The 13,954-nt window shown below is 63.3% G+C and carries 16 protein-coding genes; 5 read left to right on the plus strand and 11 right to left on the minus strand.

Features of this window, described 5'->3' with window-relative positions; genetic code table 11:
- The coding region (locus VF515_15330) for an HAD-IA family hydrolase (GenBank protein ID HEX7409001.1) at nucleotides 1-541 on the plus strand (541 nt) is incomplete at its 5' end.
- A 112-nt stretch (nucleotides 542-653) separates the two neighbouring features.
- On the opposite strand, the gene lepB is transcribed toward VF515_15330, so the two are convergent.
- From lepB to VF515_15345, 3 genes are all read right to left on the minus strand, one after another.
- Nucleotides 654-1,313 carry a signal peptidase I gene (gene lepB / locus VF515_15335; GenBank protein ID HEX7409002.1) on the minus strand — a complete coding sequence of 220 codons (660 nt, stop codon included), beginning with the start codon at nucleotides 1,311-1,313 and terminating at the stop codon, nucleotides 654-656.
- 163 nt (nucleotides 1,314-1,476) lie between these two features.
- Nucleotides 1,477-2,301, minus strand: a complete 825-nt coding sequence (locus VF515_15340; protein ID HEX7409003.1) for an SDR family NAD(P)-dependent oxidoreductase — start codon at nucleotides 2,299-2,301, stop codon at nucleotides 1,477-1,479.
- A 25-nt stretch (nucleotides 2,302-2,326) separates the two neighbouring features.
- On the minus strand, nucleotides 2,327-2,911 hold the full coding sequence (locus tag VF515_15345) for a DNA-3-methyladenine glycosylase (GenBank protein ID HEX7409004.1): 585 nt from the start codon (nucleotides 2,909-2,911) through the stop codon (nucleotides 2,327-2,329).
- Nucleotides 2,912-3,031: 120 nt separating this feature from the next.
- Between VF515_15345 and VF515_15350 the strand changes: the two genes are divergently transcribed.
- The gene (locus VF515_15350) at nucleotides 3,032-3,844 is read left to right on the plus strand and encodes an SDR family NAD(P)-dependent oxidoreductase (protein ID HEX7409005.1); all 813 of its coding nucleotides are present in this window, start codon (nucleotides 3,032-3,034) and stop codon (nucleotides 3,842-3,844) included.
- Nucleotides 3,845-3,855: 11 nt separating this feature from the next.
- Here VF515_15350 and VF515_15355 read toward each other — a convergent pair whose 3' ends face one another.
- Genes VF515_15355 through VF515_15365 form a run of 3 tightly spaced genes read right to left on the minus strand, consistent with a single transcriptional unit; the run spans nucleotide 3,856 to nucleotide 5,791 of the window.
- Nucleotides 3,856-4,689 carry a DNA-binding domain-containing protein gene (locus VF515_15355; protein HEX7409006.1) on the minus strand — a complete coding sequence of 278 codons (834 nt, stop codon included), beginning with the start codon at nucleotides 4,687-4,689 and terminating at the stop codon, nucleotides 3,856-3,858.
- Nucleotides 4,628-5,503 (minus strand): DUF692 domain-containing protein, encoded by an 876-nt coding sequence (locus VF515_15360; GenBank protein HEX7409007.1) that lies wholly within the window; start codon nucleotides 5,501-5,503, stop codon nucleotides 4,628-4,630. The genes VF515_15355 and VF515_15360 overlap by 62 nt, the downstream gene beginning before the upstream one ends.
- Nucleotides 5,504-5,527: 24 nt before the next feature.
- The gene (locus VF515_15365) at nucleotides 5,528-5,791 is read right to left on the minus strand and encodes a hypothetical protein (protein ID HEX7409008.1); all 264 of its coding nucleotides are present in this window, start codon (nucleotides 5,789-5,791) and stop codon (nucleotides 5,528-5,530) included.
- A 208-nt stretch (nucleotides 5,792-5,999) separates the two neighbouring features.
- Here VF515_15365 and VF515_15370 point away from each other — a divergent pair, with 208 nt between their 5' ends.
- The 3 genes from VF515_15370 to VF515_15380 all read left to right on the plus strand — a co-directional run bounded on the left by VF515_15370 (nucleotide 6,000) and on the right by VF515_15380 (nucleotide 7,827).
- On the plus strand, nucleotides 6,000-6,872 hold the full coding sequence (locus VF515_15370) for an isoaspartyl peptidase/L-asparaginase family protein (GenBank protein HEX7409009.1): 873 nt from the start codon (nucleotides 6,000-6,002) through the stop codon (nucleotides 6,870-6,872).
- Between the two features lie 117 nt (nucleotides 6,873-6,989).
- Nucleotides 6,990-7,421: a c-type cytochrome gene (locus tag VF515_15375; protein HEX7409010.1), complete on the plus strand. Its 432-nt coding sequence runs from the start codon at nucleotides 6,990-6,992 to the stop codon at nucleotides 7,419-7,421.
- A 76-nt stretch (nucleotides 7,422-7,497) separates the two neighbouring features.
- Complete coding sequence (locus VF515_15380) at nucleotides 7,498-7,827, plus strand: DUF5658 family protein (GenBank protein ID HEX7409011.1); 330 nt, start codon at nucleotides 7,498-7,500, stop codon at nucleotides 7,825-7,827.
- 15 nt (nucleotides 7,828-7,842) lie between these two features.
- Here the strand turns inward: VF515_15380 and VF515_15385 are convergent, their stop codons facing one another.
- The 5 genes from VF515_15385 to VF515_15405 form a co-directional block, all read right to left on the minus strand.
- The gene (locus VF515_15385; GenBank protein HEX7409012.1) at nucleotides 7,843-8,331 is read right to left on the minus strand and encodes a hypothetical protein; all 489 of its coding nucleotides are present in this window, start codon (nucleotides 8,329-8,331) and stop codon (nucleotides 7,843-7,845) included.
- A gap of 246 nt (nucleotides 8,332-8,577) precedes the next feature.
- Nucleotides 8,578-9,723 (minus strand): acetyl-CoA acetyltransferase, encoded by a 1,146-nt coding sequence (locus tag VF515_15390; GenBank protein HEX7409013.1) that lies wholly within the window; start codon nucleotides 9,721-9,723, stop codon nucleotides 8,578-8,580.
- Between the two features lie 9 nt (nucleotides 9,724-9,732).
- Nucleotides 9,733-11,136: an OB-fold domain-containing protein gene (locus tag VF515_15395; GenBank protein ID HEX7409014.1), complete on the minus strand. Its 1,404-nt coding sequence runs from the start codon at nucleotides 11,134-11,136 to the stop codon at nucleotides 9,733-9,735.
- Between the two features lie 10 nt (nucleotides 11,137-11,146).
- Nucleotides 11,147-12,694: a VCBS repeat-containing protein gene (locus tag VF515_15400; protein HEX7409015.1), complete on the minus strand. Its 1,548-nt coding sequence runs from the start codon at nucleotides 12,692-12,694 to the stop codon at nucleotides 11,147-11,149.
- A gap of 1 nt (nucleotide 12,695) precedes the next feature.
- Nucleotides 12,696-13,954 (minus strand): VCBS repeat-containing protein (locus tag VF515_15405; GenBank protein HEX7409016.1); only part of this gene is annotated, 1,259 nt, incomplete at its 5' end.

The following is a 13,954-nucleotide window of genomic DNA, read 5'->3' on the forward strand; positions in this document are numbered from 1 at the left end:
CGAGGAGTACGCACGCCACTGGATCGCGGCCGGCCTCGGCCCGGAGTATGCCGTGGAGACCTACCGGCTTGCGGTGGATGCGCAACAGCTGCGAGCCCTGAAGCAGCCCGTCTACCACGAGATTTTGCGGCGGCACGTGAGTCTCATGCCCGGGGCGATCGAGGCTCTGGCGCGCCTGCACATACGGTTCCCCCTCGGCCTGGCAACCAATTCCAATCGGGCCGACGTGTCGTTTGTGGTGGAGCAGTTCGGCCTTGAGCGCTTCTTCGCCAGTATCGTCACGCGCGAGGATTACGTGCTTGCCAAGCCCAACCCCGACGCCTACGTCAGGGCAGCGGCCGGCCTCAACATGTCGCCGCACGTGTGCTTGGTGGTGGAAGATACCTACCGAGGCGTTCTCGCCGCGCATCGCGCCGGCGCGGTGCCGGTTGCGGTACCCAACAGATTCACTCGCACTAACGATTTCTCTCTGGCCGTGGCCGTGTTCGGGAGTCTCGACGACCTGACGGTGTCGGTGCTCGAGAAACTGCTCGCCGCGTGACGCGGGACCCGACGGTCCTCGTCCCTTCAGCGACCGGTCGCAAGCGCTGTCGTCGCTCGGGGCTGGGGAACGTTTGGATTGGCTGAAAACCGCGCTGCGTGCGGAGAATTGTTCAGCGAATGAAATGTCCGAAGCGGTCCCAACGCAGCCAACGTGCCCAGTCGGCTTTGCTATCGCTTGACCAGTAGATGAACGTGGCTTGTCCCTTCACGTCGGACTCGTCCGCGAAGCCCCAGTACCGGCTGTCGTAACTCTGGTCGCGGTTATCGCCCATGGCGAAAAACTTACCGGCCGGCACGGTCACTGGACCGAACCGGTCCCTCGGTGCCGAATCGCGCCCCCGCAGGTCGGTGAAGGTGGCATGAGGATCGGGCACTTCCTCTCCGTTGATGAGCAGGCGTTTGTCCCGTACTTCCACCGTGTCTCCGGCGACTGCAATCGCCCGCTTGATCAAGTCGATCTTGCGGTCGATGGGCGAGGTGAACACCACCACGTCCCCTCGATGTAACGGGCTCCACTGCTTCACCTCCCGATCGACGAAAGGCAGGTGCATGCCGTAGGCCAGCTTGTTGACGAATAAGTGATCGCCGATCTGTATGGTCGGCAGCATCGATCCGGACGGAACCCAGAAGGCTTCCACCACCGAAGAGCGGACCAGCAACGCCACGAGCACGGCAAGCAGGAGCGATTCGATGTTCTGTCGTAAGCGCGACTTCGGTGGGCGATCGGCCTCGGCTGTGCGCCAAAAGGCGAAACGAGACGACGTTGTCACGGAATGTTTTTCCTCCGCTGTGGGACGGGCTGCGTTACGTTGCGCCATGCTGTAGCTCTAATCATGGAGTTCCCGCAGTGCCGCGTCAAGGGGCGGTCGGCCGTGGCCCCTGGTCCTGGGAGATGCGACCGGAGAGGCGAAGTCTAACCCGAAGGGGGCGCCGTCAGTGGAGTTCCATGCCGCCGTCGACGTTGATTGCTTGCCCGGTGACGTTTTCGGCCGTGGCCAGATAGACGGCGAGGGTACCGATATCGGCGGGGGTCTGCGGACGCCCCAGCGGAATCAACGTTTGCACGTAGCGCTGCCAGGACTCTTCCTTGGATTCACCAGGCTGCTTCAGCGTGTCGGCGAGGTACTCCCACATCTGCGTTCGTAAGATGCCGGGGCAGATGGCGTTGACGCGGATGTTGAAGCGCGCCAGCTCCTTTGCTAGGGCGTTGGTGAAACCCACGACCGCGAACTTGGAGGCGCAATAGTGCGCCATGCCTGGAGAGCCGTTCTTGCCGGCGACCGAAGCGATATTGATGATGCCGCCGTTGCCGGCCTTCTTCAGCTGTGGGATTGCGGCCTGACACGACAGGAACACGCCCTTGGCGTTGACGGCCATGGTGACGTCCCACGTCTCTTCGGGCATTTTTTCAACAGTGGATATGCTGACGACGCCGGCGTTACACACGAGAAGGTCGAGGCGACCGAGATGCTGCATCGTCTCCTGGACCATGCGGTGTGCGTCGGCCTTCTGCGTCACGTCGGCTTCGATGGCGCACGCCTTTCGGCCGATGGCCTCGATTTCCTTCACCGTGCGCTGAGCGGCCGTAAAGCCGCTGACCTGGGCGTCGCCGTACTGTTGCGCGGCGCTGTTGATACGGTTGACCTCGGCGATGGCGATGTCTGCGCCAGCGTCGGCCAGGGCCAGAGCGATGCCCCGCCCAATGCCGCGGGCGCCGCCGGTGATCAATGCCGCCTTTCCCTCGAGTGGGGTCATCATCGCTCCTGTTTGGTGTGAAGTACGATTAGTCAGGCGACGGCTTCAGGTCAAGCGAGGATTCAGCTTCGGCGCGGCGATCCCGCTTCGACACGCCAGGGCTGCCGAAGAGGTAGTAGCGACTCAGCAACTCGGTGCCCTTGCCTATACCGATGCGTGTGGTCTGGATGACACGCTCGTTGCGTTTACGTCGGCCGGCCTCGATCCACAAGCCCGGGTCCGTGACGAGATCGCGACCGTTGTCCCGCAGGGTGAAATGCATCGCCCGGCAGACGAGTGCGGGGCCGGCCGCGAGAGCAAGGTTGTCGATGCCTCGGATCAGCACGGCTCCGGGCGTCCCTTCGGTTTCGGTGACCACGTTGAAGCAGTGGTGCATGCCGTAGGTGAAATAGACATAGGCCACGCCGGCCGGACCAAACATGACGCGATTGCGCGGCGTGCGCTTGCCTGCCGCCGCGTGCGACGCCGGGTCGTCCGTGTAGGCCTCGACCTCGACGATGCGCCCGCGCCACACCTCGTCGCTGACGCGGTGGCACAGGGTGCAGCCCAGTAACCGGCGGGCGACGGCTGCCGTTGGGCGGGCAAAGTCGGCGCGTTGCAGACGGCGGGACATCAGCGTTTCCATGGTGTAATGTCTGGCTGGTACGTCCGTCAAGCTGCCGCTCTGCCTACGCGGATGGTTGCGCACCGTACGCACACGTTTTACACCGTTCCGGTCTGAAGGAGACGATGCATGAAGGAGTTCAAGAACCGAGTTGCCGTAGTGACCGGTGGTGGTAGTGGCATTGGCGCCGCCATGGCGCAGGCGTTTGCTCGCGAGGGCATGCACATCGTGCTTGCCGACATCGAGCAGGCGGCGATGGATGCGACCGCGGCCGCCATCGGGGGCGACGTGCTCACCGTCCGGGTGGATGTCACCCTCTTGGACGATGTCCAGACGCTGGCAGATCGTGCCTTCAACCACTTCGGCGGGGTCCATGTGCTGTGCAACAATGCCGGCGTCGTCACCGTCGGTGGGATGGACACGATGACACACCGCGACTGGCAGTGGGTCCTTGGCGTGAACCTCTGGGGCGTCATCCACGGTATCGAAGCCTTCGTCCCGCGCATGATCGCGCAAGGCCAGGGCGGCCACATCGTCAACACCGGGTCGATGGCGGGGCTGGTCCCGATGCAAGGAATGGGAATCTACGTGACCAGTAAGTACGCGGTCGTCGGGCTGAGCGAAACCTTGCAGCGCGACCTCAGCCAGTACGGGATTGGGGTGTCGGTGCTGTGCCCGATGGTGGTGAACACGAACATCAACGCCGCGGCGCGGAACCGGCCGCCGGAGCTGCGCAACCTGGGCGAGGAGTTTCTGACACCGCCGCAGATGGCGATGGTTGGCGGCATCATCGAAGCCGGCGAGGTGGCGGAGCGGGTCGTTGCCGCGGTGAAGGCAAACGATCTCTACGTCCTGACGCACGGCGCCCAGCGCGACCTCATCCGCCGCCGCTTCGAGCGACTGGATCGAGCTGCGGCAAAGGTTGAGACCGGTGCTGGGTGAGGGAGTCATGCTTACGGCAGGCCGGCAAAGCTGAAGCTGCTGAGCAGGCCGTCGCCAAGCCATTGGCCCAGAAGGGCCGCGGCCCGTTCAGTGCCGCGTGCTTCGCTGTCGCACGCGACAATCCGCTCGCACACCTTGGCAAAGGAGGCGCCTTCGCTGATCGTCACCAGCGCCATGCGTTCTGTCGTGTCGATGCGTCGATGGTAGACGCGGAAGTTCTGCCGCCAGACGCGCAGGGCGGTACCGCAACGCGACGGTTGCGGCGGTGTGTCGCCGCCTTGCGCCTGTTTCCAGACCTCGTGGACCGGCCAGTCCAGGTCCAATAGACGCAACGCCGGGGTGAGCTGAAACCGGAGGTCGGGCCAGCGCTGGTGCGGGACGCTGGCAAGGGTCGAGGCTTCCAACACCGGAGCGTCAGCCGCATCGAAGGCGTCGAGGATGGCCCATTCCAGACTCGCAAGGTCGGCGAGCCAGGGCCACCGATGCGATGTCGGATGCCCGCCGAGAAAAGACGGAAAGTCCTTTCCGCTGTATCGCAATGAGAAGTGCGATGGCGGATGCCCGACGAGGTAGTCCGTGATGAGGTTGTGAAAGGCCGTGCCACCTACGACCGAGCACACCGCGGAGAAATCTTCTTTGAGCGCGTCGCGCATGCGGTAGAAGTACATGTTGGCGTAGATGTCGAGGCGCGCCACCGCCGAGAGGTGCTCATCGCCGCACACCAGCGCGCTGGCACAGCGGCGGTCCGCGGGACCGAGCTGCGCCAGGCCGGCCGCCGCCCCTTCAGGCGCGGTAATCAGCTTCCACAGCAATCGTTGCGTCTGATCGAGGTTCGGTGCAGCCATGTGCGGCCTCAAACACTTTCTTTGCGTGGTGCGTTTCTGCCTGCAGGACGGCGAACGGTGGAATCCGGTCGTCCCATTCGACCAACGTGGAGACCGGGCCGAAGCGCCGGACGGCGTGCGCGTAGAGGTCCCACACTGCGCTCGCAACCGGATGGTCATGCGTGTCGTGCAGGAACGGTCCCTTGTCGCTGTGACCCGCCAGGTGGAATTGATGCACGCGTCCCGCGGGAACGTTGTCGACATAGTCCAGCGCCGAAAAGCCGTGGTTGAAGGCACTGACAAAGATGTTGTTGATGTCGAGGAGGATGCCGCAGTCGGCACGCTCGGCCACGCCACCGAGGAACTCCCACTCCGGCATGGTCGAGTGCCGGTACTGCAGATAGGTAGAGACATTTTCCAGCAAGATGCGGCGACCCAAGGCGTCTTGCACCCGCTGCACCCGCCGGGCGACATGCTCGATCGCCTCCTCGGTGTACGGTAGCGGCAGCAGATCGTGCAGGGTGTGGCCGCCGACCCCGCTCCAGCAGAGATGGTCCGAAACCCACGCGGGCTCGAAGCGACGCGCGAGACTGCTCAACTGCTGGAGGTAGTCGGGATTCAGCGGATCGGTGGAGCCGATCGACAGCGAGACCCCATGCAGTGCTATAGGGTAGTGGCTGCGAATCTTCTCGAGGACGTGCAGCGGCCGGCCGCCGGGCACCATGAAGTTCTCGGAAATGATCTCGAACCAGTCCACGGCGGGGTAGGCGTCGAGGATCTCCGGATAGTGCTTCGGGCGAAGTCCGAGGCCGAAGCCGAGAAATGGAAACTCCATGGTGCCCTTACCGTGGCGTGGCCGCTACTGCTTTACTGTGCCACCCTTCGCCTTGCATTCGTCGGCAGACACGTCGATCCAGCCTTTACCTTTGCACTCGTTCTTGCCGGCACAATCGTGTCCGACACCGCCACAAGCCCCTTGGCCTTTGCAGCTGTTGATGCCTTCGCAGTGAACTGTTTTGGCTTCCGCCTTTTCCCCCGTTCCGGCCTGGACTAAGGTGCTCTTGGCGAGGAACATGGTGGCGACGGCAGTGGCGATGACAACGCCCTTCGTGCGAGTTTTCACGTAAACCTCCTTTGCTACGGATCACCGGGCGCACTGCCCCTGATCCGCGCTGTCGCTGATTGACGCTGAAGATGTGCTTTACGCATACCGGGAGAACCAGCTTAGATCAACCAGGGTTGAGGCGTGGCCTTGAAGTTCACGCGGGTGCGCAATGCATCAGGGAATGCAACAATGAAGCGATGACGCACTCTCTTGATGGGTTCGGTTCATGTTTCGCCCGGCGTTGATCATTCATGGCGGCGCCGGCGCCGGTGGTCGGGAGTTGACCGCGGCGCAGGCACCCGGCTGCACCGCGGCCTTGCGGGCTGGTTGGCAGGTGCTGGTAGCGGGCGGCACCGCACTCGACGCCGTGTGCGAGGCCGTTGCGGTGCTGGAAGACGACCCGAATTTCAATGCCGGACTCGGTTCCTGTCTCACCGGCAGCGGGACGGTGGAGATGGACGCCACGGTGATGGAGGGCGCGTCGCTCCGGGCTGGCGCGGTGGCGGTGGTGCGCACCGTCTGCAACCCCCTACGGCTCGCGCGCGCGATCCTGGACGACGGGCGCCAGGTGATGCTCGCCGGATCAGAAGCGGAAGCCTTCGCTTGCCAGCACGGCCTGAAAACCTGCCGGCCTGAGGACATGGTCACGCCCGGCCAGCTCCAGCGCTGGCAGCAACACCACGGCGATGCGTCCACTGGGACGGTAGGCGCCGCCTCCGTCGACCGAGACGGGCACGTCGCCGCTGCAACCTCGACCGGTGGGATGTTGTACAAGCTGCCGGGACGGGTTGGTGATTCCGCCATCATCGGTGCGGGGACTTACGCTGATGATGCGCTCGGGGCGGCGTCGGCGACCGGCCACGGGGAAGCGATCATCCGTGCGGCTCTGGCCAGGTCGGTGGTCGAGGCGTTGCGCGGCGGGAGCGATCCGGAGGGTGTGGCGCGTCGCGGCATTCGCGACCTGGGACACCGCCTATCAAGCGTTGCGGGAATCATCGTAGTCGATCCACTGGGTCGCCTGGGGTATGCGCACAACACCGAGCGCATGGCGGTCGGATACATGCGGCCGGATTTTCCCGATTTCGTCGTGCGGACCTAAAGACCAAACGCTATCGCCCGGAGGAATGCGCCTCGAAAGCATGACGGCGCTGTTGCTCCTACGGCCCGGTGAGGATAAACACATAGACGACTTTAGTGGGCGGCAAAGGAGGCGACAATGGACCGCGAAAACCGATCGACAGTGGCGCTGGCGGTGGGCCTCGGCTTGTTCATTGGATGGGGTGTCGGACTGCCGGGAACTGCGACTGCAACGCCGGCGGACAGGCCCGCGCGAGGCTTGTACATGAAGTACTGTAGCGCCTGCCACGGGCCAGGGGGCAAAGGAGATGGATCGGTCTCAAGTGTCATGCGACCCAAGCCGACTGATCTGACGCAGATCGCCAAGAAATCCGGGGGCGAATTCCCGTTTGTCCCGATCATGCAAGTCATCGACGGCACCAAGGCCGTGCACGCTCACGGCGAAGCGGATATGCCGGTGTGGGGCGAGCTTCTGAAGGATCCGGGCAGCGGATCGCTGGAGAGCCGCGTTGCGATCGAAGGAAAGCTGATGCTCATCACCGACTATATCCGCTCGATTCAGGAAAAGTAGCGGTCCTTGGTAAGGTATTACACCGCCGCGGCTTTTTGTACTTGTCTAATTTTCGCCGCCCTGCGAGATTGACCGTATGCCACCGGAACACCGGCGGGTCTATGACCTCTTCGTGCTGAACATCGCGCTGCAGCTGTTTGATGCCGTGGCCACGTATCAGGGGCTGCAGATCGGCTGCAAAGAGGCCAACCCCATCTTGGCGAGCGCCTTCGCTTCGTTTGGTGTCGGTCCGGCGCTGCTACTGTTCAAAGCCAAGGCTTGTGGCTTGCTCTTCTTACTCAACCGCAATCGAGCCCATCACCGCCTGGTGACGCCGGCACTGACGTTACTCGCCGCCGTGTACACCCTATTCTCGCTGGGCCCGTGGTTGGCGAAGTTTCTAGCGCTGTTCGTGCGGACCTTCTGAAGGTTCGTACGACGCTCACGCCGCTACTGCTTTGTGCCGGCGGCGAGGTGCAAAGGCAAGGATCTTGTGCCTCCGGGCTGCGCGCAATCGGACTCTGGCCACCTTGACAACGTTCTCGGGAGGCTGCGAAAGCACCTCCTGCCGCCAACTCTTCAGGCGCTGGCGGAAATAGCTCGGAGTCAAACTGAAGAAGGCGCAGATGGACTCGAACGAAAACGGCCCCGAGTCGCTTTCGTCGAGCAGCCACTTCTCGGCTTCCTGAAACAGGCGCCGAGCCCGTGGCGGCGTTGCGTTGGCGTACTTCTGATAACACATGATGCCATCTTCGAGGACCGCCAGCATGAGGCGCCGCTCGCCCTCGAGAATGCTCCGCCCACGGAAACGGTCGTAGAACTGCGACGGTAAGAGAATCTCCGGCTCAATCAGCCGAGGCAACGACCCATCGAAGCTCGTCGCCTCGTATTCTTTCGACCACCGTCCGCTGCTATGTGCTGCCGCTTCCATGCGACGCTCCTTTTCTATGAGCCCCTTTTGGGTCTCACCTGCTAGAGCAGAAAGCGTGCCGCTCGCGGACGATGGCGCCGCCTTGTAAAGTGGAGGCAGACTGCGGCGATGGTGAGCGGCTCGGATATTTCCGGCCGCGCCAAGTATCGAAATGCTACTGAAGGTGCGTGTGAAAAGAAGACAGGCTCGATCTGTATCGTGGACATCCTATGTCCAGGCGATAAGCGATCCGTGATACGTGGCTTGTCAGTTATGGCCGAGGATGATGACGCAGGAAACCGCGCCTGGTCCGCCAACGTTGTGTGCCAGGCCCAGCTGCGGGTTCTTCACTTGCCGTTCACCACCTTGTCCCTGCAACTGTTTGACGCACTCGTAAATCATCCGGACCCCGCTCGCCCCGATCGGGTGGCCAAATGATTTCAATCCTCCGCTGGGATTGATCGGAATGTCACCCGACAACGAGGTCCGTCCCTCGGCCGCCAGTGCTCCGCCCTGCCCTTTCGGGCAAAAGCCGAGGTCTTCAGTGTTGGTGATCTCGGTCCATGTGAAGCAATCGTGCACCTCGGCGAAACTGACGTCTTTCGGCGAAATTCCCGCCATCTTATACGCTTGCTGGGCTGCCATCTGAGTAGAGCGGAAGCCGAGGTAGTCAAACGTCGGATCGAAGTACGGCCGGCCGGAGGTCACCGCCAGGCCGAAGCCTTTGACCAGCACGTAGTCGCTGCGAAAGCGCTTGGCGAGGTCGGCCCGGCAGATGATCGCCGCAGCCGCCCCGTCCGTGGTGGGACAGCAGTCGAACAAGCCAAATGGCCAGGCGATGATCGGGGCGTTGAGCACCTTTTCCTCGGTGACCTCCATACGCAGGTGCGCTTTGGGATTGCGTGCGCCGTTATAGTGGTTCTTCACTGCCACCTTGGCCAGCATTTCGCGACCGATCTTGAAGGTATGCATGTAGCGGTTTGCCGCCAGCGCAAACAGACCAGGTGCAGAGTTGCCCTTCGCCAGCAGTGGGTGACCCAGACGGGGCAAGCCCCGGCCGCCCCGGTCCTTCAACTTCTCCGCGCCCAACACCAACACGATGTCGTAGGCTCCCGAAGCGATGGCGAGACAACCGTTGCGAAAGGCGTCGGTGCCGGTGGCGCAGTAATTCTCGACGCGCGTAATCGGCCGATCGTACAATCGCAAGGCATCGCCCAGGGAGACTGCGGCTTTACCTCCTGACGGACCGGGGAGGTAGGTGCCCAGATAGGCTGCTTGGATGTCCTCCGAGGTGATTCCGGCGTCGGCGTAGGCGTCGAAAGCCGCCTCGCATATGAGTTCCTCGTAGCTCGTTTCAAACCGGTCGCCGAACTTGGTACAGCCAACGCCGATGACCGCCACCTGATCTTTCATCGGACTCCCTCAGCGTACGGGGCGCGCTTTCCAGAAGTAGTTGTGATTACCGCCACCGTCCTGCAGCCGACGGAACGTGAGCATCACCGGCAACCCGATGCCGACTTCTTTTTCCGTAAAGTCGGTGACCTGCAGATAGACGCGTCCACCCCCATCCAGGTCGACCACGGCCATAGGCAGCGGGTGCTCCAGGTTGGCAACGAGGTGATCGACCGTGAAAGTGAAGATCGTCCCCTGCTTGCGCAACTTGTGATCCGACACGTGCCCGCTTTGCTTGCATTTGATGCACACGCGGGTAATCGGAAACTGCACCGTGTCGCAGGCATCGCACCGGCTGCCGTACAGACGGATGTCTTGCTTCAGTTCCTTGAACTCCAGCACGTTGGTGACGGCGTCCCCCGGCTCGTCGAGGTCCAGTACCCGGCGGAACTTCAGGTACTTCTCATAGGACGCCAGCGGCAGCTTGTTTTCGACGGCCCGTTTCCAGGAGTACAGCGCACGCCGGCGCGGGAGTTCGTCGGTGACCCGCAGCAACAGCGCATCCGCTCCTTCTCCGTATGCGCCCACCACGATCCAATCACCCGCCGTCGCCTCGTCCAATGCCGCCGCCAGGGCGAGCAGGGGATCGGCCACACCGGCGCTGCCAATGGTGCTCACCGCCGGCGAGACGAGTTGCCGCCGCGGATCGAAGCCGAGGTCTTTTGCCAAATCAATCCCGGCGCGCGCGTCGGGGGAGTACACCGCCAATCTGGCGATCGACTCGGGCTTCAACTTTTGTGCGGCCAGCAGGGCGCGTATGGCCTCGCCTAGATTTCGGGCGTAACCATAGGTGTTTGAAAACTTTCCGGGAAACGCCTGCACGAACTTCTGGTCGTCGGTGCGCCACAGGTGAGTGAACTCCTCCGATACAGAGGCCGCATCAATGACCTCCGCCAGCACCGCTGTGCTCCCGATGCGCAACCCCGCTGCCGCATGGCCCAGAAGCCCCTCGATCTCTGATTCCGGGGCCGCCAGCCGCGCGTCGGCGGCGGCGATCAGCACGTCGTTTCGCGCCCCCGCTCGCACCGCGTGCACGCCGGCGAGCAATGCGCTCATCCCGGCGCGCACGGAACCGGTGAAATCGGCCGTCTGCGCGCGCCGCGGGAGATCGCAGGCCGTGGCCACTACACTGGCGACCTGCTTCTCGCGATACGGCGCGCTGGTGCTGGCGAAGTACAGGGCGTCGACCGCCGCCGCTTCACTGTCGGGCGCGCAGGCGAGGCCGACCTCGGTGGCCATGGTCAACGCGTCCTCGTCGTAATTGGCGACAGCGATTTCCCCGGCAGCCTGTGGTGTCCCCCATGCTCGCGCGATCAGGTTGCGGTCCAAACGCAACCGCGGCACGTAGGCGTTGTAGGCGGTGATACCAACCATCGCCGCGCCCTCACTGCGGGCGGCGCCGGAGGATCCAGAGAATTACCGGGGGCAGCAACCACCACCCATGACTCGGGGGCGACTTTATGCCTTCGACAGCACAACTCTGTCCCTGAATGCAGACGCTACCGAGGCATTGCGCCGTCGGGGTCGGTGTGATCGTGAAAGTGGAGGCCGGCAGCGGCGTCTTGGTCGGCGTCGGCGTCCCCGTTGCGGTGGGAGTTGGGGTAGACGTTGGGGTGGGCGTTGGGGTGGCCGTTTCCGTAGGCGTGGCGGTCGCGGTGAAGGTCGCGGTTGCCGTCGGCGTCGGCGTTGCCTCTGGACGGCTGCTGAGCAAGACCGAAAGTGTGCCGTCGCCCTCGTTGGCGGTGATCACGTCATTGGGCCCACCATCGAGGTTTGCGAGCGTAACCGCCACCGGCGCTACGCCGACGACGCAGGTGTCGAGAGGGGAGGTAGGCAAGCCGCACGCCTGCGGCGCGGGGACGAGGTTTCCGTGGCCGTCGCCTAGGAAGAAGGCAACCGTGTTGGAGCTGGCATTGGCCACCGCAATGTCAAGTTTTCCATCGTGGTTAAAGTCATCGACGGCGAGCGCGGAAGGGCTATCCAAGCCGGCAGTCACCGGGGTTCCCGCTGGGGTGAAGGAGGTTCCACCGCCTGATGCACCGTCGTTCAAAAATATCTGGAGATCCGCGTTCGCTCCGCTGCCGACGACCGCCAAGTCCAGCCAATTGTCGAGGTTGAAATCGCCCGTGCCGATCGCGGCGGGCACCGTGCCTACCGGCACCGCGAGCGGCGACTCGAAGGTCCGCTTCCCGTTTTGAAGCAGAATGGATACCGTGCGTTCGATGTCGCTACCGGCGATGATGTCCAACGCCCCGTCCCGATTCACGTCGGCCACCGACATGAAGGCGACGGACAGCCCGGCGGGTTCTCTGACCGCCGTGTTTGTCGTGTCGAAGCCGCCACCGGACCGTCCATACACCACGGTTACGCTGTGGTCCAAGCCGCTGCTGCCGACAACGATGTCGAGGTGACCGTCGCCGTCCACGTCGGCGATGGCCACGGCGCGCGGGTCACTACCGGCGCTGATCGGCGAACTCGCCGTGAACTGACCGCTTCCGTTGTTGCTCAAGATGGAGATGCCCGCTGGGCCGACTACAGCGAGGTCATCGACGTCAGCAAATTTTTCCTGCAGTTTTCCGGCCGCGATCGCTACCGGTGCGTCATTGATCGGGATCGCCGTTGGTGTCATCGCACCGGCACAGTTCCCGTCACGGAAAAGGCTGCGCGTCGATGGGTTCGACAGCAGGATCAGGACGCTCTTGTTTACCGCGTCGACGACAGCAAGGTCAGGCACACCATCGTGGTTGAAATCGCCGGATGCGACGGCCACGGGCTGCGCGATCCCAGCCGATCCCGATGGCAGCGGCACGTCGCAGCTCACAAAACCGGGCAGCGTTTGCGCCGGCGCATTGCCGCCGGCAAGGACGCAGGCGACCATCGCGATCGGAAGCAGGGCATGACGTAGACGGTGATCTGGCTGGTGAGTGGTCATTTCATCTCGTGAAATCACGGGCGATTCGCCGCCACGCTAGTCCGCCCGTCACTATGAGCGAGAGTGTGAGCCAGGTCCAATCGTCCGCCCGCGTCGATGGATCCAGGGCGCAGCTACCATTCAGCGCAATGGTGCCCGGCTTCAGGGTCCCGGTCGGAACAGGGCTGGGGGATCGAGTAGACGTAGGGAGGCGCGTCCCGGTCTGCGTCGGTGTCGGCGTTGCCGTCGGCGTCGGTGTCGGAGTGTCCGTTGAAATGGCGGTCTCCGTCGGCGTTGCCGTCACAGTTGGCGTATCCGTTGGGAGCGGAGTTGGAGTAGCTGGCGGGCGGCTGGTGAGCAGTACGCTTATGCTGCCGTCCGTGTTCCCAGTGACGACGTCAGCCACAGGGTCGCCGTCGATGTTAGCCACGGCCAAGGCGATCGGATCCGCACCGACATCAAACGGGATGAGGGGTTTGAAGGTGGCGCTCCCTGTGCTGAGAAGAATATCGACAGCGCCATTGGCCTTGTCCGCTACGATGATACCCGTTCTGCCATCACCGTACACGTCAGCGACACCGATGGCGGCGGGCTGAGGCAACCTGGTGCCTGGCAGTGCCAGTGTTGAGCTGAGGCTCCGATACGTGATCCCGCCGCTTGGGGCCAAGCTTCCGAGCACGACCTGTACGCTGCCGGGCTTACTTGCTCCAGAAGACAGGGCGACAGCAAAATCGGGGATAACGTTGCCCGATTCGAAATTGCCAAGGGTCATCGCCTGCGGTTGGTCCGCGAGGTTGGCCACTTTCACGCTGGTGAAGCTGGGACAGCTGACGCCGGTGGCCGGCGTGGGAGTGCCTGCGTTTTGCAGGAAGGCTACCAAAACGTTGTCTTGTTGGCTGGCGACGGCGAAGTCTTGGAGACCGTCATGGTTCAGATCGCCGGCAAGTACGAGCGCTGGGCTGATTTGCACCGGCACCTCGCACGGTGAGGAGAAACCACCTTGGCCGTTGCCGAGGAAGATGGAGACGTCGTTGCTTCCGGCGTTGGCGACGATTATGTCGGGCTTGCCATCACCGTTGAAGTCGCCGACGGCGAGAGCGCTTGGGCCAGTGTGTGCCGTCAGGTCAACACGGTTGGGGAAGCCGCCGTGACCGTCCCCGAAGAACACGGTCAGGCCCTGCGAGCCGACGACGGCCAGATCCAGGGTGCTGTTGCAGTTGTCGCAGGTCAGGTCTTTAGCTGCGAGGGCCACGGGCGCGGTGACGGTGAGCGATACCGGGG

The organism is Candidatus Binatia bacterium, assembly GCA_036382395.1.
Lineage (GTDB): Bacteria > Desulfobacterota > Binatia > HRBIN30 > HRBIN30 > JAGDMS01.